Here is a 17,290-nt window from a genome sequence, read left to right on the forward strand (position 1 = left end):
GTTGAGGAGACTTCTTAGCCCGTGAGGGAATCTGCCTTCTTGTTCCCGGAGGTTGCTGTATGAGTCTGTACGACGAGGGTCACACGGTCGCCGGCTGGACCGGCTTCGGCATCGCGACGGCGGGAAGCGGTGTGGTGGGGCTGGGCGTGTGTACGGCCTCGCTGCCGCTGGTCGCGGGCGGGCTCGCCGTGGTGGCCGTGAGCGTTCTGGTGACGTGGATCCTGCGTCTGGCCGGCTGGGGCAAGCCGCCGGGGGTGCGGCCGCGCGGGCAGTGGGGGATGCGGGTCCGGGACGCGCAGGCCCGGGAAGGGCATCCAGGGTGCGTCAGCTGCCGGCTGGCGGGGCGGGGGCGGCGGGCTGTGGTGATGGCTGCGGCGGCGGGGCGGTCGACTGCTGCGGAGTCGGTACCTCTGTCACCTGTCGAGTGAATGTGCTTTCGAGGAACGGCGGTTGGTGATCGCCGTCGCTGGCTTCCGGGGTGGAGGTGGGAGCAGGTCGCGGAGTGCACGCGGCTCCCCTCGCTCGCCCTATGCCACTCCGCCGCCCGGAACCCGTTGTCGGACCCGACCCCTACCCTGGCGAGTGATGGCACACGTATGGAAGTGCACCGGACTGCGCTGGTCGCCCGACGGTCCCGTGCTGGTGTGGGACGGCGGGCGGCGCAGTGCGCTGCCGTGGGGGAAGCGGGTCGCCTTCGCCGTGCCGGAGGGGAGCGCCCGGCACTGTGTGGGCGCCCGTGGCCACGCCTGTCCGGTGGGCGCGGTCGTGCCGGCGCGGAGCACGGGCGCCCGGTGCGAGGAGTGCGCGCGGCTGGACCGGGCGCACTCCGTGGCCGCCGACACGATCGCCGACGACCCGCGGCCGTACCGGGTGTATCTGGCGTGGTTCGGGCCCGGGATGGTGAAAGTCGGGATCACCGCGGTCGAGCGGGGCTCGGCCCGGCTGCTGGAGCAGGGCGCCGTCTGTTTCAGCTGGCTCGGCGCCGGCCCGCTGATGGCCGCCCGGCGCACCGAGGAGCTGCTGCGGGCCGCGCTCCAGGTGCCGGACCGGATCCCGTACGCCGAGAAGCGTGCGGTGCGGTCGGCGTTGCCGGGGACCGGGGAGGAGCGTGCGGCGCAGGTGCGGGAGCTGCACGCGCGGGCCGTGGCGCTCAGTGGATGGCCCGAGTCCCTTCGGCCGGAGCCCTGCGAAGTCACCGATCACATGGGGGTCTTCGGGCTTGCCGGTGCCGCGTCCGCGTTCGGGGAAGTGGCGGAACTCGTCCCCGGTGGCGGGGTCGGCGGTGAGCTGGTCGCGGCCGCCGGGCCCGATCTTCATCTGGTGGTCGGCGAGCGCGGGGTGGTCGTGCTCGACACACGGCTGATGACCGGCTGGGAACTGGTGCCGCCGGCCGCTTCGCAGGCGGCCGGACTCACCTTCCCGCTCCGGGAGTTCGCACGAGGGCAGGAGGGGCTGTTCTGAGGCGAAGGCAAAGACTCGGATCCCTTACGGATCCCTTTCGGCAAGGCCCGTGGACGCCGAACGGGCCCACGGCCGACCGTGGTTGTCATGAGCGATCAGACGGATGCCGCTGTACAGCCCACCTCTCTGCCCGAACCCCCTTACTACGCCGCCATCTTCACCTCCCTCCGCACCGACGACGACCCCGGCGGATACGACCACACCGCCGAGCACCTCTCCCGACTCGTCCGTGAAATCCCCGGCTTCCTCGGCGAGGACTCCGCCCGTACCCCCGGCGGACTCGCGATCTCCGTCGCCTACTTCCGGGATCTCGAAGGGATCGAGCGATGGCGGCGGCACCCCGAGCATCTCGCGGCCAAGCGCCGTGGCCGGGAGCGGTGGTACGAGCGGTACGTGATCCACATCGCCAGGGTCGAGCACGCTCGCGTCTTCGCGCGGGAGTGAGCGCTTCCCAGGTGCTGCCTGAGGGGTGCCTGTGTGTTTCTCAGGGAAATCACAGATGGGGGAAAGCCTCTTCTCAGAGGACCCGGACAAGGTGTCCACCATGACCACGACCTCGCCCCAGGGGCGCACCGAACTGCTGAGGCCGGACGGGAGCCCCGTCCGAGTGCTTGTGGTGGACGACGAGCTGTCGATCACCGAACTGCTGAGCATGGCTCTTCGCTACGAGGGCTGGCAGATCAGGAGTGCGGGGGACGGGCAGGGCGCCGTCCAGACCGCCCGCGAGTTCCGGCCCGACGCCGTCGTGCTGGACATGATGCTGCCCGACATGGACGGACTGACCGTCCTCGGGCGGCTGCGGCGCGAACTGCCGGACGTGCCCGTCCTCTTCCTGACCGCCAAGGACGCGGTCGAGGACCGCATCGCCGGGCTCACCGCGGGCGGCGACGACTACGTCACCAAGCCGTTCAGCCTGGAGGAGGTCGTGGCGCGGCTGCGGGGGCTCATCCGCCGGTCCGGGGCCGCCGACCGGCGGTCCGACTCGGTGCTCGTCGTGGGCGACCTGACCCTCGACGAAGACAGCCACGAGGTGTCGCGGGCCGGGGACTCCATCCACCTCACCGCCACCGAGTTCGAGCTGCTGCGCTTCCTGATGCGCAACCCGCGGCGCGTGCTCAGCAAGGCGCAGATCCTGGACCGGGTGTGGTCGTACGACTTCGGCGGGCAGGCCAATGTCGTCGAGCTGTACATCTCCTATCTGCGGCGGAAGATCGACGCCGGGCGTGAGCCGATGATCCACACCCGGCGTGGGGCGGGTTATCTGATCAAGCCCGCCGTCTCATGAGCGGACGGCGACGACCGGGCCCGCGGCAACGGCAGAAGCGACCGGGACAGCCGCGCACCCTGCGGACCCGGCTCGTCGTCGCGTCGGTCGTGCTGATCGCCGTGGTGTGCGCGGTGATCGGCACCGTCACCACGGTGGCGCTGCGCTCGCATCTGTACCAGCAGCTCGAGGGCAAGGTGAACGAGACCGCCGCGCGGGCGGTCGGTCATATGCAGGCTCCGGCCGGCGCGCAGCCCGGTGCGGTCCCGGGGAGCCTGGACCCCTCGGCGTCGGACGCCGCGACACCGAGCGACAAGGTCGACACCCTGCTCACCAGGGGCCCGACACAGCCCCGTACCGTCGCGGCGTACGTGAAGAACGGCTCGATCACCTCCGCCGCCGTGGCCCAGCAGCAGAACGACGACTACGGCCTGTTCAAGCGGATGCGCGCCGCCGGCCTGACCGCCGCGCAGAAGACCGCGCTGAACTCCGTGGCCAAGGACAACAAGGCGCACAGCGTGGAGATCCCCGGGCTCGGGGACTACCTCGTCAAGTACGTGACGAGCCGGGACAACGGCGACGCGTTCTACATCGCCCTGCCGACCAAGGACGTCGACGACAACATCGACACCCTGATCCTGGTCGAGATCAGCGTCACCGCGGCCGGTCTCATCGCCGCCACCCTCGCCGGCACCGTCATCGTCGGCGTCGCCACCCGCCCCCTGCGCAAGGTCGCCGCCACCGCCACCCGGGTCTCCGAACTGACCCTGCACACCGGCGAGGTCAACCTCAGCGAGCGGGTCCCGGAGTCCGAGTGCGACCCGCACACCGAGGTCGGGCAGGTGGGCGCCGCGCTCAACCGGATGCTCGACCACGTCCACGGCGCCCTGCACGCCCGGCAGCAGAGCGAGACGCGGGTACGGCAGTTCGTCGCCGATGCCAGCCATGAGCTGCGCACCCCGCTCGCGTCCATTCGCGGGTACGCGGAACTCACCAGACGCGGGCGGGAGCAGGTCGGGCCCGACACCCGGCACGCCCTCGGCCGGATCGAGTCCGAGGCGGGCCGTATGACCCTCCTCGTCGAGGACCTTCTCCTCCTCGCCCGCCTCGACGCCGGCCGGCCGCTGCAGTTCGAGCAGACCGATCTCATCCCGCTCGTCGTGGACACGGTCAGCGACTCCCGCGCGGCCGGCATGGACCACAACTGGCGGCTCGACCTGCCCGACGAACCCGCGCTCGTGTCGGCGGACGCGGCGCGCATCCAGCAGGTGCTGGTCAACCTGCTCGGCAACGCCCGCAAACACACCCCGCCCGGTACGACCGTGACCGCGCGCGTGCAGCGGCGCGGGCCGTGGATGTGCGTCGACGTCGAGGACAACGGGCAGGGCATACCGCCGGATCTGCTGCCGCACGTCTTCGAGCGGTTCGCGCGCGGGGACTCCGCGCGCTCCAGGTCGACGGGGTCCACCGGCCTCGGGCTGGCCATCGTGCAGGCGGTCGCGGCCGCGCACGGGGGTGCCGTCACCGTCGACAGCGTGCCCGGGCGGACCGTGTTCACCGTCCATCTGCCCGCGCTCGCCCCCGCCGTTCCGCGGCCCGCGCCCGAAACCGACTGGCAGGCGCACTCACAGGCACAGCACAGTGCCACCACATGGGTGCGACAGGGGGCTTGAGTTGAGTCGGTTCCATGCGAACCGACTCTTCTCCCGGCACCCTGCCGGCGCGGGAGCACCTCCCGGCCGGAGACGCCGGTACGCCTGTCCTGGACGTAGTGATCCCCGTCTACAACGAGGAGGAGGACCTCCAGCCGTGCGTCCGCAGACTGCACGAGCACCTCACGCGCACCTTCCCGTACGCCTTCCGCATCACGATCGCGGACAACGCGTCCACGGACACCACCCCGCTGGTGGCGGCGCGGCTGGAGGCGGAGATCCCCGAGGTCACCAACTTCCGCCTGGGGCAGAAGGGCCGGGGACGGGCCCTGAGGACCGTCTGGTCCGCGTCCGAGGCGCCGATCCTCGCCTACATGGACGTCGACCTGTCCACCGACCTCAACGCCCTGCTGCCGCTGGTGGCCCCGCTGATCTCCGGCCACTCGGACCTCGCGATCGGCTCCCGGCTCGCCCGCGCCTCCCGGGTGGTGCGCGGCCCCAAGCGGGAGCTCATCAGCCGGGCCTACAACCTGATCCTGCGCGGCTCGCTCCAGGCCCGGTTCTCCGACGCCCAGTGCGGATTCAAGGCCATCCGGCGCGATGTGGCCCAGGTGCTGCTGCCACTGGTGGAGGACACCGGCTGGTTCTTCGACACCGAGATGCTGGTGCTCGCCGAGCGGGCGGGCCTGAGGATCCACGAGGTGCCGGTCGACTGGGTCGACGACCCCGACTCCACCGTGCACATCGTGAAGACCGCCACCGACGACCTCAAGGGCGTCTGGCGGGTCGGCAAGGCGCTGGCCACCGGTTCGCTCCCGCTGGACCGGCTCACCCGGCCCTTCGGCGACGACCCGCGCGACCGCGATCTGACCAACGTGCCCACGGGACTTGCCCGTCAGCTCGTCGGCTTCTGCGTCGTCGGCGGCCTGTCCACCCTCTTCTACCTCCTCCTCTACAGCGTCTTCCGGCAGTTCTCCGGCTCCCAGATCGCCAACGCGCTCGCCCTGCTGGTCTCCGCGATCGCCAACACGGCCGCCAACCGCCGGCTCACCTTCGGGGTGCGCGGCCGGGGCGGCGCCGTACGGCACCAGGCGCAGGGCCTGGTCGTCTTCGGCATCGGGCTCGCGCTGACCAGCGGCTCCCTGGCCGCCCTGAACGCGGCCGGCTCCAGCCCGGCGCACTCCACCGAACTGGCGGTGCTCATCGCCGCCAACCTCGCGGCGACCGTGCTGCGGTTCCTGCTCTTCCGCGCCTGGGTGTTCCCGGACCACGGCGAGTCCCACGCCGGCTCGACGGTCGTCGCCTCCCACCCCCTGTCCTCGCCGAACTACAGCACGAGCACGACCCCGCCGCACGGCACGACCGCTCCGTACGCACCGCTGCCCCAGCGCCCGGTGCCGTACCCGCAGCCGTATCCGACGGCCACCCAGGTCCGCGCCGGTGAAGCCGCGGACGGCAGCTGGAGGGACGCCACCATGCGACTGCAGCCGGTGCGCCCTCACGACACCGATCCGGGGGACCCCCGATGACCACCCATTACGACCAGCCGACCGCCCGGCACAGCGGTACGGCCGACTGGGGCCCGCCCCCGACCGCTCCCCCGCAGGCCCCCGAGGCCGGTGAGCCCAGGCAGCCGGTCCTGCGCGGGCTGTGGCGCGGCCGCCCCGAGGACCCCCGCTGGGTGCGCCCGGCCTTCCTCGCCCTGCTGGCCGCCACCCTCCTGCTCTACCTGTACGACCTCAGCGCCTCCGGCTACGCCAACTCCTTCTACTCGGCGGCCGTGCAGGCGGGCAGCAAGTCCTGGAAGGCGTTCTTCTTCGGTTCGCTGGACGCGGGCAACGCCATCACCGTCGACAAGCCCTCGGCCTTCCTGTGGCCGATGGAGCTGTCGGTGCGGATCTTCGGCCTGAACTCGTGGGCGATCCTCACTCCCGAGGTCCTCATGGGCGTCGGCACGGTGGCGGTGGTGTGCGCGGCCGTACGGCGCCGGTTCAGCCCGGCGGCGGGTCTGATCGCGGGCGCGGTGCTCGCCCTCACCCCGGTGGCCGCGCTGATGTTCCGGTTCGACAACCCGGACGCGATGCTGGCCCTGCTGATGGCGCTGGCCTGCTACTTCGTCGTACGGGCTGTGGAGGATGGCCGGACGAAGTGGCTGGTGTGGGCGGGGGCCGCGATCGGCTTCGCGTTCCTCGCCAAGACCCTGCAGGCCTTCCTCGTCCTGCCGCCGCTGGCGATCGTCTACGCCGTCTGCGGTCCGGTGCGGCTGCGCAGGCGCCTGGTCCAGCTGGGCCTCGCCACCGTCGCGCTCGTGGTCTCCGGCGGCTGGTGGGTCGCGATCGTCGAGCTGTGGCCGGCCTCCTCGCGCCCCTACATCGGCGGCTCGCAGAACAACAGCTTCCTGGAGCTGACCTTCGGCTACAACGGCCTCGGCCGGATCAGCGGCGACGAGACCGGCAGCGTCGGCGGCGGTGGCGGCGGGACCGGCTCCGGCCGCTGGGGCGCGACCGGCTGGGACCGGATGTTCAACTCCGAGATCGGCGGCCAGATCTCCTGGCTGCTCCCGGCCGCGCTGATCCTGCTGGTCGCGGGCCTGTGGGCGACCCGGAAGCTGCGCCGTACGTCCGTGACGCGGGCCTCGTTCCTGGTGTGGGGCGGCTCGCTGCTGATCACCATGGTGGTCTTCAGTTACATGGCCGGCATCTTCCACCAGTACTACACGGTGGCGCTCGCGCCCTACCTCGCGGCCGTCGTCGGCATGGGCGCCGGGCTGCTGTGGGAGCGGCGCCGGGAGACCTGGGCGTCGATCAGCCTCGCCGCCGCGCTCGTGGCGGCGTCCGCGTGGGGATACGTCCTGCTCAACCGGACCTCCGGCTATCTGCCCTGGCTGAAGTGGCTGGTGCTGATCGGCGGCATGGTGGCCGCGCTGGGCCTGATCTTCGCCGGGCGGATCTCCCGGCAGCCGGCCCTCGGGGCGGCGGCGGTGGGCCTGGTGGCCGCGCTCGCCGGTCCGACGGCGTACACCCTCAGCACGGTGGACTCCGCGCACACCGGCTCCATCCCGACGGCCGGCCCGGCGGGCGCGAGCATGATGGGCTTCGGCGGCGGACGGGGGCCCGGCGGCGGCTTCGGCGGTGCGATGCCGGGGCAGCAGGGGCAGCAGGGCCAAGGCCAGCAAGGTCAGCAGAACGGCAACGGCTTCCCCGGTGGGGGCGGCTTCGGCGGTGGCATGCCCGGCCGGCAGGGCCAGAACAGCCAAGGTCAGCAGGGCCAGAACGGCAACGGCTTCCCCGGCGCCGGCCGGATGGGCGACGGCGGCATGGGCGGCGGCGGTGGCGCCGGCGGCCTGCTGAACGGCGCGAACGTCTCCTCGGCCGCCAAGAAGCTGCTGGAGGAGGACGCCGGCGACTACACCTGGGTCGCCGCGTCCATCGGTTCGCAGAACGCGGCCAGCTACCAACTCGCCACCGGCGAGCCGGTGATGGCGATCGGCGGCTTCAACGGCACCGACCCGTCGCCGACGCTGGCGCAGTTCAAGAAGTACGTGGCGGAAGGGGAGATCCACTACTTCATCGCCGGCGGAGGCATGGGCGGTGGCATGGGCGGCAGCAGCAGCGGTACGTCGTCCCGGATCACCTCGTGGGTCGAGAGCACCTTCAAGAAGGTCACCGTCGGTTCGGCCACCTTCTACGACCTCACGCAGAAGGCGAGCGGCTGAAACAGGGGGACCGGCTGACGGAACACCCGTGGTGTGCACCGCACGGCGATCGCTGTGCGATGCACACCACGTCAGCGGTCTGATCAGCGAACTGCTGGACCTGACGGCCTGAAGCCTCCCCGAGACGGGCGCGGTCCGCAGGCCGGCGCAGGCCCGCGCCTAAGGTTGGACCAGTGGCCGGAGTCTCAGGAGGATGCGCCGATGGTGAAGGCAGCGGGTCGGTCGGCGCGGGACAGTGTGTGGCTGCAGGAGAAGCCGCGGCGCGGCGGACGTGCCGGCCAGCCTTCCGGACTGGACCGGGAGCGGATCACCGCGACGTCGGTGCGGCTGCTGGACGCCGAGGGGCTGACGAAGGTCTCCATGCGACGGCTGGCCGCGGAGCTGAACGTCACCGCGATGTCCCTGTACTGGTACGTCGACACCAAGGACGACCTGCTCGAACTCGCCCTGGACGCGGCCTTCGGCGAGCTGCGGCTGCCGGATCCGGACGCCCAGGGCGAGGACTGGCGCGAGCAGCTGCGCGGGCTGGCCACCGAGTACCGGGCGCTGCTGGTGCGCCACCCCTGGCTGTCGCCGCTGGCGGGGCGCTATCTCAACATCGGCCCGAACTCGCTGGCGTTCTCCCGCGCGGTCCAGCGGGTCGTCCGCCGGGCGGGGCTTCCCGCGCACGGGGTGACGGGGGCGATCTCGGCGGTCTTCCAGTTCGTGTACGGCTTCGGCACGATCGAGGGCCACTTCTTCGCCCGGATCGCGGACACCGGGCTGAGCCCCGACGAGTACTACGAGCAGGCCATGGCCCTGGTGACCGAGGCCCCGGGGACCGCCGAGGCCGTCGAGGAGTCGAAGGACCTCATGGCGGCCCGGGGCGGGGACACGGTCGACGAGATGCTGGACCGCGACTTCGCCTTCGCCCTGGACCTGCTGATCGCAGGCATCGAGGCGATGGTCAGCCGAGGCTGACCACTCCGCCACCGATCCCCACACCTCCGGTGTCTACCGGTCCTCGGCCAGCCGTGCCGGAAAGCCGCCGGTCGCCACCGGTCCCCACCGTTCGGGTGTCACCCGGATGATGGACTTGCCCTGCTTGACCATCGCCGCCCGATACTCGTCCCAGTCGGGGTGTTCGCCGGCGATGTTGCGGTAGTACTCGACCAGGGGTTCCACCGAGTCGGGTGCGTCGATGACCTCGGCCGTGCCGTCGATCTGGACCCAGGGGCCGTTCCATTCGTCGCTCAGGACGAGCACGCTGACCTGCGGATCCCGCTTGGCGTTGCGGGTCTTGGCGCGCTCGGGGTAGGTGGAGACGACGATCCGCCCCGAGTCGTCGACCCCGCAGGTCAGCGGGGAGGCCTGCGGTCCGCCGTCGGCGCGTCGGGTGATCAGCAGGGCCCGGTGACGGGGCCGTACGAAGTCCAGCAGTTCGTCCAGCGATACGCGGGTGTTGGTAGCGATGTTCGGTGCCATGGGGGCAGCCTAGGGGCAGAGCGCGCCCCCGTGGCTGACCCTGCTGTGCCTACGCCTGGGGCAGCGAGTCGCCCTGGACCGCCTGGATGTCCAGCTCCACCTTCAGCGTCGTACCGACCGCCGCGATGCCCGCCTGGAGGACCTGGTTGTACTTCATCGCGAAGTCCTCGCGGCGCAGTTCGGCCGTCGCCCGGAACGCGGCCCGCGTGCCGCCCCAGGGGTCGGCGCCGGTGCCGAGGTAGGCGAGGTCCAGGTCCACCGGTCGTACGACCCCGTGCATGGACAGCTCGCCGTGCACGGTCCAGCGGTCGGAGCCGGCCTGGGTCAGGCCGGTCGAGCGGTAGGTGATCTGCGGATGCTGCTCGACGTCGAGGAAGTCCGCGGACTTCAGATGCCCGTCGCGCATGCCGTTGCCCGTGTCGATGGACGCGGCCTTGATCACCGCCTCCACGCGGGACTTGGTGACGTCGTCCGGCGCGATCTCGATCGTGCCGCCGAACTCGGTGAACCGCCCGTGCACGCTGGAGATCCCCAGGTGCTGGGCGACCGCGGCGACGGAGGAGTGCACCGGGTCGATGGTCCAGGGCCCGGGCGGCGGCAGCTCGGTGCCGCCCTGCCGGGCCAGCGTGACCGTGCCGACCTCGGCCCGGCCGCTGGCGGTGACAATCGCGGAGGAGGCCGCGGGCGCGTATCCGACGGCCGTCACGATCACCGTGTACGCCCCCGGCGCCAGCTCGGTGGCATCCCGTACGGCCCCCTCGGCGTCCGCCTCGGCGCGCAGCACCTGCGTACCGGTCATGTCGGTCACCGTGACGACCGCGTGCGACACGGCCCACCCGTCCCGCGTGCGGATCTTCGCGGTCAGTCCCATCCCGTTTTCTCCCTGCAAAGCCTTACAAATTGGTCGTATGAAACCGGCCCGTGGCGCACACACGACGGTATGTGTGCCACGGGCCGCGAGTGAACTACTCGCCGGGGTGGGCGAGTTCGATCTGGTGGCCGTCGACCCCGGTGCCGGCGACGGTCAGGGCCGTCGCCACCGGCGGGTAGCCCGTCGCGATGACGGTGTACTCGCCGCTGTCCAGGTCGGTGAAGGCGTACGCCCCGTCCGTGCCGGTGGTGGCGGTGCCGACCACGTTGCCCGCCTGGTCGACGAGCGTCACGCGGGCGTCGGCCAGCGGACCGTGCGGGGCCTTGACGACACCCTGGAGGCGGGCGCCGGCGTCCAGGTCGATCTCGACCCGGGTGACCCCGGTGGCGCCGATCTCGACCGGCAGGGCGCGCGGCCGGAACCCGCTCGCGTTGACGGCCAGGGTGACCGTGCCCGGCACCAGGTCGGTGAGGGCGAAGTCGCCCTGCTCCCCGGTGGCGGCGGTGGCCAGCAGGTCACCGCGCACGTCGGTGACGATCACCATCGCGCCCTTGACCGGCAGCGCGCTCCCGGCGGCCCGGACCACACCGGTCAGCCCGCTGGTGCCGCTGAGCAGGATGTCGTACGCCAGCGGTTCCTCGCCCACCACGACGGTGGAGGCCTGCGGCTGGTAGCCGTCGGCGGAGGCGATCAGGACGTACGAACCCGTGCCCGGGGCGTCGACGGAGTAGGAGCCGTCGGCCTGGGCGACCGCGCGGCCCAGCTGGCGGCCGGACAGCGAGATCAGGGTGACCGCGGCCTGCGGGACCGGGGCGCTCTCGGCGCCGCGGACGAAGCCGTGGACCGGGGTGCCGCCGCCCGCGCCGGTGCCGGGCTCGGCGACGGTGGCGACGGCGGTCATCTGCCGGGTGGCGGTCGCGGTGGCCGGCGCGCCCTGGAAGCGGTCCGCCGCGACGACGGGCTCGGCCCAGCCGGGCACCTCCTGGGCCGGAGCCTCGGCGGCGGCCTCCGCGGTGGCGGCCGGGACCTCGGCCGGAGCCTGCCCGTCGGCGGCCTGCGCGAGCGCGCCCTTGGTCTTCAGCGGGACCTCCTTGATGAACAGCGTGATCAGGAACGCGACGGCGGCGAGGCAGCCGGCGATGAAGAAGACGTCCGCGATGCCGTGGCCGTAGGCGCTCTCCAGCAGCGTCCGGATGGGCGCCGGGAGCTTGTTCATGTCCGGGATGCTGTCGGTGGAGCCCGAGCTGCCGGCCAGGGCGGCCTGGTACTTGGGGCTCAGCGCGGAGACGCCGTCCTGGACGTAGTGCGTGATCCGGCGGGACATCACCGCACCCAGCGCGGAGACGCCGACCGCACCGCCGAGGGAGCGGAAGAAGGTGACCGTGGAGCTGGCCGAGCCGAGGTCGGAGGGCGCCACCTGGTTCTGCGTGGCGAGCACCAGGTTCTGCATCATCATGCCGATGCCGAGACCCAGCAGGGCCATGAAGATGGCCATCTTCCAGTAGTCGGTGTCGTACCGGATGCCGCCGAGCAGCAGCAGGCCGGCCGTCACCAGGACGCCACCGCTGACCAGCCAGGCCTTCCAGCGGCCGGTGCGGGTGATGAACTGACCCGAGACGGTCGAGGAGACGAACAGACCGCCGATCATCGGGATGGTCAGGACGCCGGACATCGTCGGGGACTTGTCGCGGGCCAGCTGGAAGTACTGGCTGAAGAACACCGTGCCGGTGAACATCGCGATACCGACGAACAGCGAGGCCAGCGAGGCCAGCGTGATCGTGCGGTTCTTGAACAGGCGCAGCGGGATGATCGGCTCGCCGGCCTTGGACTCGATGAGCACGAAGATCGCGCCGAGCGCGATCGAACCGCCGACCATCGCGTACGTCTGCCAGGACACCCAGTCGTACTTGTCACCGGCGAAGGTGACCCAGACCAGCAGCAGGGAGACGGCGGCGGAGATGAAGAACGCGCCGGCCCAGTCGACCTTGACCTCGCGCTTGACCACGGGCAGGTGCAGGGTCTTCTGCAGCACGATCAGCGCGATCACGGCGAAGGGGACACCGACGTAGAAGCACCAGCGCCAGCCCAGCCAGGAGGTGTCGGTGATGACACCGCCGAGCAGCGGGCCGCCGACGGTGGCGACGGCGAAGGTAGCACCCAGGTAGCCGGAGTAACGGCCGCGCTCACGCGGGGAGATCATCGCCGCCATGACGATCTGCGCGAGGGCGGACAGACCGCCGACGCCGATGCCCTGCACCACGCGGCAGGCGATCAGCATGCCCGGGTTCTGCGACAGGCCGGCCGCCATCGAGGCGACGACGTAGATGACGAGGGCTATCTGGACGAGAGCCTTCTTGCTGTACAGGTCGGCGAGCTTGCCCCACAGGGGAGTGGCCGCGGTCATCGACAGCAGGGCGGCGGTGACCACCCAGGTGTAGGCGGACTGGCCGCCGCCGAGGTCCCCGATGATGTGCGGCAGGGCGTTGGAGACGATCGTGGACGACAGGATCGCCACGAACATGCCGAGCAGCAGCCCGGACAGGGCCTCCATGATCTGCCGGTGCGTCATCGGGGCGTTGCCTGTGCCTTCCCCGTGCTTGGCGTGAGCCCGCACACCGGCTGGTGTGGTCGTTGCCATGGGCTTCCTTTTCTTACGTGCTTGCGGGTGTACGGGTGGTCTCTTCGACTACGGGAGTGCTCTCCTGGACCAGGGCCGCGGGGATCCGGACCGGGGCGGACCGGCAGTCGCCGAAGGACGCGCGCAGCCGGGTCATCAGCCGGATCAGCTGGCCGACCTCGTCGTCGGTCCAGTCGGCGAGCCGCTCGGCGAGCAGATGCGTGGTCCGCCGGGACAGCTCCCGGAGCTCTTCCAGGCCCGCGGGCGTCAGCCGCAGGATGCGCGAGCGCTTGTCCGCGGGGTCCGGGTGCCGCTCGATCCAGCCGCGCGCGGCGACGTGCGCGACATGCCGGCTGGTGACCGACATGTCCACGGCGAGCAGCTCGGCGAGCTTGCTCATGCGCATGTCTCCGTGGCGGCCGAGCAGGGTCAGCACGGCGGCCGAGCCGGCCGGACAGCCGGGCGGCAGGATCCGCCCCAGGTCCCGTTTCACGGCTCCGACGGCACTGAGCTGACGCGCCAGCTCCTCAAACTGCGCCTGCCCGGCCATCACACCTCCCGTATCGTTGCTTGAGGCAACCATAGCCCTGTTTGGTTGCTGCAGGCAAATAAGCAGGGGATTCAGACGCGCAAAAACTTGGCAAAGGCAAGTATTGCAGTCGTAAATATGCAGGCCGGTGCGGGTGAGGTGCCCCCCTCTGTCCTGGTGGCCCCCCACTTGGGCGGCCCGGCCCGTCTTCGCTAAGGTCTCGGGCCATGGCTAACACCCAGGGCCCCCAGGGCAATTACGACCCCGCCGGCAGCACCCAGATGTTCCGCGCGTTCGTCGACGAGGCCCCCCAGGGCCGCCAGCAGCAGGCCGCGGCCCCCTCCGGGCCCCGGATCGGCCTGATCATCGGCGTCGTCGTCGCCATCGCCGTGGTGGCCGGTGTCGCCTGGCTGGCGATGAAGTAGGACCGCCTGAAGGAGAACCGGCCGAAGCAGGGCCGGCCTCCGGCGATCACTTCCACTGGACGGACACGTCCCGCGTCTCGATGTGCATGCCCAGCGGCACGCGCCAGGCGTCGACGCACACCGTCCAGGTGTGGTCCTCGTGCGCGCCCGGCGCGATCGGCACCGGGAGGTCCACCGTCGAGTCGACCGTCCCCCAGTCGATACCGAGCGCGCCGATGACGTGCGTCCCGAAGGTCACCGAGCCCGCCCGCACCGCCGTACCCCCGGAGTTCTCGAACCCGACGGTCACCTTCTGACACCAGCGCCGGTCCGCCGGCTGTGTCGTGGGGTCGCCCCAGGTGAGATCGGCGGGGGTGGGGGGCTTGCCGTTGCCGTTGCTGTCGCCGGGCGTGGGCCTGGGCGCCGGGGCGGGCGAGGTGGCGGGCGGTGTCGTACGACTGTCCGTGCCGGTCGGACCGGGGGTGGCGGGGGAGCTGTCGCCGCCGGGACCGGTGGCGGTCCGCTCCGGAGCGTGCGGGCCGCCCGAGGCAGCGGTATCGCCGGAAGCCGGCGCATCGCCAGGGGAGTTACGGCCGCTCCGCTTCCCGCTCGTGCTCCTGCCTCCGTCGAGCGGCACCAGCGTCACGGATCCCGACGGAGTGACCGAGCCCGGCCCGCGCTGCCCCGAGCCGACCGCGACGTAACCCCCGCCCGGGCCGTCGCCCTCGCACGCGGCCAGCACCCCGCCCAGGACGACGACGGCCGCCGACGCTGCCGTAACGGCGCCTCGGCGGCCACGTGTCCATGTCGCCCACGCATGCCCTGTCGCTCGCAGCATCGGGCCATGGTGGCTGACGTGTCGTCAGATGGGAACCCCTGAGGCGGCACCCGATCAGGGCCCACGCTTGGGGTTGCGATGGGGGCTACGCGCCCGCGGGGCGGGGGGAACCGCGCGACCGGCCTCGACGATGCCGCAGACGAAAGACGGCAGATCCCGGCACTTCCCCACTCGCCACCACCCGCGCAGCGCTAGTCGGAGATCAAGCCCTCCCGCAGCTGCGCCAGCGTCCGGGTCAGCAGGCGCGAGACGTGCATCTGGGAGATGCCGACCTCCTCGCCGATCTGGGACTGGGTCATGTTGGCGAAGAAGCGGAGCATGATGATCCGGCGCTCCCGGGGCGGGAGCTTGGCCAGCAGGGGCTTGAGGGACTCGCGGTACTCCACGCCCTCCAGGGCGGTGTCCTCGTAGCCGAGACGGTCGGCGAGCGAGCCCTCGCCGCCGTCGTCCTCGGGGGCCGGGGAGTCCAGCGAGGAGGCGGTGTAGGCGTTGCCGACCGCGAGGCCGTCGACCACGTCCTCCTCGGAGACGCCGAGCACGGCGGCCAGCTCGGTCACCGTCGGGGAGCGGTCCAGCTTCTGGGACAGCTCGTCGCTGGCCTTGGTGAGGGCCAGGCGCAGCTCCTGGAGGCGGCGCGGGACGCGCACCGACCAGGACGTGTCCCGGAAGAAGCGCTTGATCTCGCCGACGACCGTCGGCATGGCGAACGTCGGGAACTCCACGCCCCGTTCGCAGTCGAAGCGGTCGATCGCCTTGATCAGGCCGATGGTGCCGACCTGGACGATGTCCTCCATCGGCTCGTTGCGCGAGCGGAAGCGCGCCGCCGCGTAGCGGACCAGCGGCAGGTTCAGCTCGATCAGGGTGTCCCGGACGTAGGCCCGCTCGGGGCTGTCCTCGCCGAGGGTGGCGAGCCTCAGGAACAGGGAGCGGGACAGGGTCCGGGTGTCGATGTCCCCGGAGGCCGGCGGGGCCGGGAGGTCTGCGGCCGCCGGGGCGGTCGGGGACGGCACGGCGTCGAGGGCCGTGACGCCCTCGATGCCGTCGAGGACGTCGAGTGCGTCGAGCTCCTTGGGCGCTGCCTCGCTGGTCGCGGGCGTCAGCACCTTCGAGCTGCCCTGGTCTGCGGACATGCCACCCCCTTTGGGTCGCGGGACGGTCGTGGCGGCGCTGTCTTGCGAGCAACGCAGCCTTCACCTGAATACCGGCGCCGAAGGCCCGGCAAACGCGTCTCCCGCAGAATGTCACATGTCGGCAACACGCTGTAGTGACATGTCGACATGTGAGAAGTGAATCAGCCCTGGAAAGGCGGGGTCTGACGCTTTATAAGGGTCCAACTGTCGGCATCTGCGCTGGTGAGCGATTCGCTCTCGATGGTGATGCATCGATCGCGTTTGCGATGCAAGCGGTGATCCCACGCGTGCTTCCGTGCGCCTGCCGTGCTCCGCCCCGGGAGCCTCTACGCGTCGATGCGATTCGCCGAGCGCAGCCGCTGGAAGCTGCGGGCGAGGAGGCGGGAGACGTGCATCTGGGAGACGCCGAGTTCCGCGCTGATCTGCGACTGGGTGAGATTGCTGTAGTAACGCAGGAGAAGGATGCGCTGTTCACGTTCCGGTAGTTGGACGAGGAGGTGGCGGACCAGGTCGCGGTGTTCCACGCCGTCCAGGGCCGGGTCCTCGTAGCCGATCCGGTCCAGCAGGCCGGGCAGCCCGTCGCCCTCCTGCGCGGCCTCCAGCGAGGTGGCGTGGTACGAACGGCCCGCCTCGATGCAGCTCAGCACCTCCTCCTCGCTGATCCTGAGCCGCTCGGCGACCTCGGCGGTGGTGGGGGAGCGCCCGAAGAGCGTGGTGAGGTCCTCGGTGGCGCTGTTGACCTGCACCCACAGCTCGTGCAGCCGGCGCGGTACGTGGACCGTGCGGACGTTGTCCCGGAAGTACCGCTTGATCTCGCCGACCACGGTCGGCATGGCGAAGGTGGGGAACTGCACGCCCCGGTCCGGGTCGAACCGGTCGATGGCGTTGATCAGGCCGATGGTGCCGACCTGGACCACGTCCTCCATGGGCTCGTTGCGGGAGCGGAAGCGGGCGGCGGCGTAGCGCACGAGCGGGAGGTTCGCCTCGATCAGCGCCCCCCGCACCCGGTGGTGCTCCGGCGTACCCGGCGTGAGGTCCTTCAGCTCGGCGAAGAGGACCTGGGTGAGGGCGCGGGTGTCGGAACTGCGCCGTTTCTCGGGGGGTACGGGGGCGGGGTCGGAGGAGGGAGCGGGGGCGGCGGAGGGGTCGTCGGAGGAGGGGACGGAGGCGCAGGAGGAGGCGGGGGCGGGCGGTGCCTCCTCCTGGGGCGGCGCAGTACTGGCCGACACGGTCAACGCCACCTCTTCATCGCTCAATCATCGGTCAAAAGCGGTCATAGCATCACAAGACATGTGCACTGTGTGCAAGCACCGCATAACCCCGTGTTGTGTTCAAACTCCACCAA

16 protein-coding genes are annotated in these 17,290 nt (G+C 71.3%); 9 read left to right on the forward strand and 7 right to left on the reverse strand.

Going from position 1 to position 17,290, the window contains the following annotated elements; genetic code table 11:
* Nucleotides 1-59: 59 nt before the first annotated feature.
* The 8 genes from ACIBJF_RS08530 (at nucleotide 60) to ACIBJF_RS08565 (ending at nucleotide 9,052) form a co-directional block, all read left to right on the forward strand.
* A complete protein-coding gene (locus tag ACIBJF_RS08530) occupies nucleotides 60-428 on the forward strand; it encodes an HGxxPAAW family protein (protein WP_399172947.1) in 369 nt (122 codons plus the stop codon).
* Nucleotides 429-585: 157 nt separating this feature from the next.
* Nucleotides 586-1,461: a DUF2797 domain-containing protein gene (locus ACIBJF_RS08535; RefSeq protein ID WP_399172948.1), complete on the forward strand. Its 876-nt coding sequence runs from the start codon at nucleotides 586-588 to the stop codon at nucleotides 1,459-1,461.
* An 87-nt stretch (nucleotides 1,462-1,548) separates the two neighbouring features.
* The gene (locus tag ACIBJF_RS08540) at nucleotides 1,549-1,905 is read left to right on the forward strand and encodes an antibiotic biosynthesis monooxygenase family protein (protein WP_399172949.1); all 357 of its coding nucleotides are present in this window, start codon (nucleotides 1,549-1,551) and stop codon (nucleotides 1,903-1,905) included.
* Between the two features lie 100 nt (nucleotides 1,906-2,005).
* On the forward strand, nucleotides 2,006-2,746 hold the full coding sequence (locus ACIBJF_RS08545) for a response regulator transcription factor (RefSeq protein WP_351802716.1): 741 nt from the start codon (nucleotides 2,006-2,008) through the stop codon (nucleotides 2,744-2,746).
* Nucleotides 2,743-4,398, forward strand: a complete 1,656-nt coding sequence (locus ACIBJF_RS08550; RefSeq protein ID WP_399172950.1) for a sensor histidine kinase — start codon at nucleotides 2,743-2,745, stop codon at nucleotides 4,396-4,398. The genes ACIBJF_RS08545 and ACIBJF_RS08550 overlap by 4 nt, the downstream gene beginning before the upstream one ends.
* A gap of 14 nt (nucleotides 4,399-4,412) precedes the next feature.
* A complete protein-coding gene (locus ACIBJF_RS08555) occupies nucleotides 4,413-5,906 on the forward strand; it encodes a glycosyltransferase (RefSeq protein WP_399172951.1) in 1,494 nt (497 codons plus the stop codon).
* Nucleotides 5,903-8,092: a glycosyltransferase family 39 protein gene (locus tag ACIBJF_RS08560; RefSeq protein ID WP_399172952.1), complete on the forward strand. Its 2,190-nt coding sequence runs from the start codon at nucleotides 5,903-5,905 to the stop codon at nucleotides 8,090-8,092. Before ACIBJF_RS08555 ends, ACIBJF_RS08560 begins: the two co-directional genes overlap by 4 nt.
* Nucleotides 8,093-8,293: 201 nt before the next feature.
* Nucleotides 8,294-9,052: a TetR/AcrR family transcriptional regulator gene (locus ACIBJF_RS08565; protein WP_399172953.1), complete on the forward strand. Its 759-nt coding sequence runs from the start codon at nucleotides 8,294-8,296 to the stop codon at nucleotides 9,050-9,052.
* Nucleotides 9,053-9,085: 33 nt separating this feature from the next.
* On the opposite strand, the gene ACIBJF_RS08570 is transcribed toward ACIBJF_RS08565, so the two are convergent.
* The 4 genes from ACIBJF_RS08570 to ACIBJF_RS08585 all read right to left on the reverse strand — a co-directional run bounded on the left by ACIBJF_RS08570 (nucleotide 9,086) and on the right by ACIBJF_RS08585 (nucleotide 13,594).
* Nucleotides 9,086-9,556: a PPOX class F420-dependent oxidoreductase gene (locus tag ACIBJF_RS08570; protein ID WP_399172955.1), complete on the reverse strand. Its 471-nt coding sequence runs from the start codon at nucleotides 9,554-9,556 to the stop codon at nucleotides 9,086-9,088.
* Nucleotides 9,557-9,605: 49 nt separating this feature from the next.
* Nucleotides 9,606-10,427: a YceI family protein gene (locus tag ACIBJF_RS08575; protein WP_399172956.1), complete on the reverse strand. Its 822-nt coding sequence runs from the start codon at nucleotides 10,425-10,427 to the stop codon at nucleotides 9,606-9,608.
* A gap of 94 nt (nucleotides 10,428-10,521) precedes the next feature.
* Complete coding sequence (locus ACIBJF_RS08580) at nucleotides 10,522-13,065, reverse strand: MFS transporter (protein ID WP_399172957.1); 2,544 nt, start codon at nucleotides 13,063-13,065, stop codon at nucleotides 10,522-10,524.
* A gap of 13 nt (nucleotides 13,066-13,078) precedes the next feature.
* Nucleotides 13,079-13,594, reverse strand: coding sequence for a MarR family winged helix-turn-helix transcriptional regulator (locus ACIBJF_RS08585; RefSeq protein ID WP_399172958.1), 516 nt, complete (start codon nucleotides 13,592-13,594; stop codon nucleotides 13,079-13,081).
* Nucleotides 13,595-13,800: 206 nt separating this feature from the next.
* Here ACIBJF_RS08585 and ACIBJF_RS08590 point away from each other — a divergent pair, with 206 nt between their 5' ends.
* Entirely contained in the window at nucleotides 13,801-13,998 is a 198-nt protein-coding gene (locus ACIBJF_RS08590) for a hypothetical protein (RefSeq protein WP_399172960.1), read from the forward strand.
* Nucleotides 13,999-14,044: 46 nt separating this feature from the next.
* On the opposite strand, the gene ACIBJF_RS08595 is transcribed toward ACIBJF_RS08590, so the two are convergent.
* The 3 genes from ACIBJF_RS08595 to ACIBJF_RS08605 all read right to left on the reverse strand — a co-directional run bounded on the left by ACIBJF_RS08595 (nucleotide 14,045) and on the right by ACIBJF_RS08605 (nucleotide 17,180).
* The gene (locus ACIBJF_RS08595; RefSeq protein WP_399172961.1) at nucleotides 14,045-14,815 is read right to left on the reverse strand and encodes a hypothetical protein; all 771 of its coding nucleotides are present in this window, start codon (nucleotides 14,813-14,815) and stop codon (nucleotides 14,045-14,047) included.
* A gap of 191 nt (nucleotides 14,816-15,006) precedes the next feature.
* On the reverse strand, nucleotides 15,007-15,945 hold the full coding sequence (locus tag ACIBJF_RS08600) for an RNA polymerase sigma factor SigF (protein ID WP_399172962.1): 939 nt from the start codon (nucleotides 15,943-15,945) through the stop codon (nucleotides 15,007-15,009).
* Nucleotides 15,946-16,271: 326 nt separating this feature from the next.
* Nucleotides 16,272-17,180, reverse strand: coding sequence for an RNA polymerase sigma factor SigF (locus tag ACIBJF_RS08605; protein ID WP_399173035.1), 909 nt, complete (start codon nucleotides 17,178-17,180; stop codon nucleotides 16,272-16,274).
* Between the last annotated feature and the right edge of the window lie 110 nt (nucleotides 17,181-17,290).

The sequence above is a fragment of the Streptomyces sp. NPDC050743 genome (assembly GCF_044456925.1).
Classification (GTDB): Bacteria; Actinomycetota; Actinomycetes; order Streptomycetales; family Streptomycetaceae; genus Streptomyces.

Bases quoted from the DNA above. Each gene is read 5' to 3' on its own strand.
- ACIBJF_RS08530 (WP_399172947.1), top strand. From the start codon at position 60: ATGAGTCTGTACGACGAGGGTCACACGGTCGCCGGCTGGACCGGCTTC.
- ACIBJF_RS08600 (WP_399172962.1), bottom strand. From the start codon at position 15,945: ATGTCCGCAGACCAGGGCAGCTCGAAGGTGCTGACGCCCGCGACCAGC.
- ACIBJF_RS08565 (WP_399172953.1), top strand. From the start codon at position 8,294: ATGGTGAAGGCAGCGGGTCGGTCGGCGCGGGACAGTGTGTGGCTGCAG.
- ACIBJF_RS08540 (WP_399172949.1), top strand. From the start codon at position 1,549: ATGAGCGATCAGACGGATGCCGCTGTACAGCCCACCTCTCTGCCCGAA.
- ACIBJF_RS08575 (WP_399172956.1), bottom strand. From the start codon at position 10,427: ATGGGACTGACCGCGAAGATCCGCACGCGGGACGGGTGGGCCGTGTCG.
- ACIBJF_RS08560 (WP_399172952.1), top strand. From the start codon at position 5,903: ATGACCACCCATTACGACCAGCCGACCGCCCGGCACAGCGGTACGGCC.
- ACIBJF_RS08555 (WP_399172951.1), top strand. From the start codon at position 4,413: ATGCGAACCGACTCTTCTCCCGGCACCCTGCCGGCGCGGGAGCACCTC.
- ACIBJF_RS08595 (WP_399172961.1), bottom strand. From the start codon at position 14,815: ATGCTGCGAGCGACAGGGCATGCGTGGGCGACATGGACACGTGGCCGC.
- ACIBJF_RS08585 (WP_399172958.1), bottom strand. From the start codon at position 13,594: ATGGCCGGGCAGGCGCAGTTTGAGGAGCTGGCGCGTCAGCTCAGTGCC.
- ACIBJF_RS08570 (WP_399172955.1), bottom strand. From the start codon at position 9,556: ATGGCACCGAACATCGCTACCAACACCCGCGTATCGCTGGACGAACTG.
- ACIBJF_RS08590 (WP_399172960.1), top strand. From the start codon at position 13,801: ATGGCTAACACCCAGGGCCCCCAGGGCAATTACGACCCCGCCGGCAGC.
- ACIBJF_RS08535 (WP_399172948.1), top strand. From the start codon at position 586: ATGGCACACGTATGGAAGTGCACCGGACTGCGCTGGTCGCCCGACGGT.
- ACIBJF_RS08580 (WP_399172957.1), bottom strand. From the start codon at position 13,065: ATGGCAACGACCACACCAGCCGGTGTGCGGGCTCACGCCAAGCACGGG.
- ACIBJF_RS08550 (WP_399172950.1), top strand. From the start codon at position 2,743: ATGAGCGGACGGCGACGACCGGGCCCGCGGCAACGGCAGAAGCGACCG.
- ACIBJF_RS08545 (WP_351802716.1), top strand. From the start codon at position 2,006: ATGACCACGACCTCGCCCCAGGGGCGCACCGAACTGCTGAGGCCGGAC.